At 39.0% G+C, this 1,412-nt stretch carries 1 protein-coding gene; it reads right to left on the bottom strand.

The window, feature by feature from the left end; genetic code table 11:
• Positions 1-7: 7 nt before the first annotated feature.
• Positions 8-1,360 (bottom strand): S41 family peptidase, encoded by a 1,353-nt coding sequence (locus CJF42_RS25975; protein WP_095369369.1) that lies wholly within the window; start codon positions 1,358-1,360, stop codon positions 8-10.
• Positions 1,361-1,412: the final 52 nt, after the last annotated feature.

Raw genomic sequence — 1,412 nt, forward strand, 5'->3', positions numbered from 1 at the left:
ATAACTTCTATCTAAGTAATAAGCGTATAGCCTCCTCCATAGCACTATCTTGGTTATTATTTGTAAAGCCAGTTAAAACTTCATTAATGACTTTGTCAGGGGGGATCCCTACAAAGTCGTAACTTTCTCCGTCACTATCTAAATAACGCTCATTGGGTAACGCAAAAAGCCATCCATTAGGTAATGTTCTTGGCAACATATCAGAAAAACTTCCCCTCGTTTTATTGCCAACTTTAATTACCTTAGGAGTACGTTGGTTTAAAGCCATAACAAATGCTTCCCCTGCACTAACAGTTGCAGAGCTGGTTAGTAAGACTATTTTTCCTAACCACGCTTTAGAGCCAACACTACTCACTTTTATGGGAGCACCTTCTTTCCACGTAGGCTTTAATCCGCCGTTGACTACAAACTGTTTCCTATATGCTATGTAATCTTGAGCAGTAAAGTTACTCGCGAGCAGAACGCCTAACTTATCTGAACCTCCAGAGTGGGCTCGGACATCAATTATTAAACCTGTACTGCCTTTTAGGACATCTAATATTTGGACAGCAGCAGTGTTCAGCGCTAGCTTTTCTGCCGCAGCCGTACCTTGCTTCGATAACCCCGAAAAACCATCTATTGCTAAGTATATTAACCCTGCTTCCAATTCCCCAATACGCATTTGGTCATTGAGCACTGTATAAGGTCCAACTAGATAGTTGTCGAATACTCGTTGACTTATTTTCTTTAACGCCTGACTTGATGGGGCGTTCCGATTTGGCAACTCATTACCAAAAAATAATTGTTCAATATCTGGAGCAACTAGAGCAGTATGCGGGTCATTTAGGACTTTGAGAATATTAGTCATCTCATTAAACAAGGGCTTAGAATTAAGCAAACGAGACTCTGAACTGCTCATGTAGGTTAACTCTGGGTATCTTGAAAGAAAAGGATAGTGTTCGCGGAAGTTTTGAATAAAAACTTTTAAAGCCTCTTTTGGATTAGGTGGAATAAAACACGCTTCAGGCACCTTACGAAGCCTTTTGGCAAGCATTTTCGTATTCGTATCATTTCGATGAAAAGTAATTTGATTAGTATCCGAGTGCTTATAAAGCTCCATCTTTGCGTCTATAAAACCCGGTATAGACACATTAAAATAACGAACGGAATTAGACTCAGCTCCCATTAAACGTCCAGAGGATAAACCGCTTTTCAAACAGCTTTCAGAAGTTTTTTCAAAAATTATCGCTGTATCATTTTGAATGCTAAATATGTATCCATACCCTTCAGTCTCCCAAAAGCCGCTATACCAAGGCCTTTCTTCGCAAAGAGCCAATTTTGACCACAGGGTTATAAATAAAAGAAAAAATATACGTTTCATTGATAATCCAATTTTTATAAAGCACTAGTTAATTCGCCACGTCTTTTACATG

Source organism: Pseudoalteromonas sp. NBT06-2, from assembly GCF_002276045.1.
Lineage (GTDB): Bacteria > Pseudomonadota > Gammaproteobacteria > Enterobacterales > Alteromonadaceae > Pseudoalteromonas.

Excerpts from the sequence above, each read along its gene's own strand:
- CJF42_RS25975 (WP_095369369.1), bottom strand. The coding sequence starts at position 1,360 with ATGAAACGTATATTTTTTCTTTTATTTATAACCCTGTGGTCAAAATTG.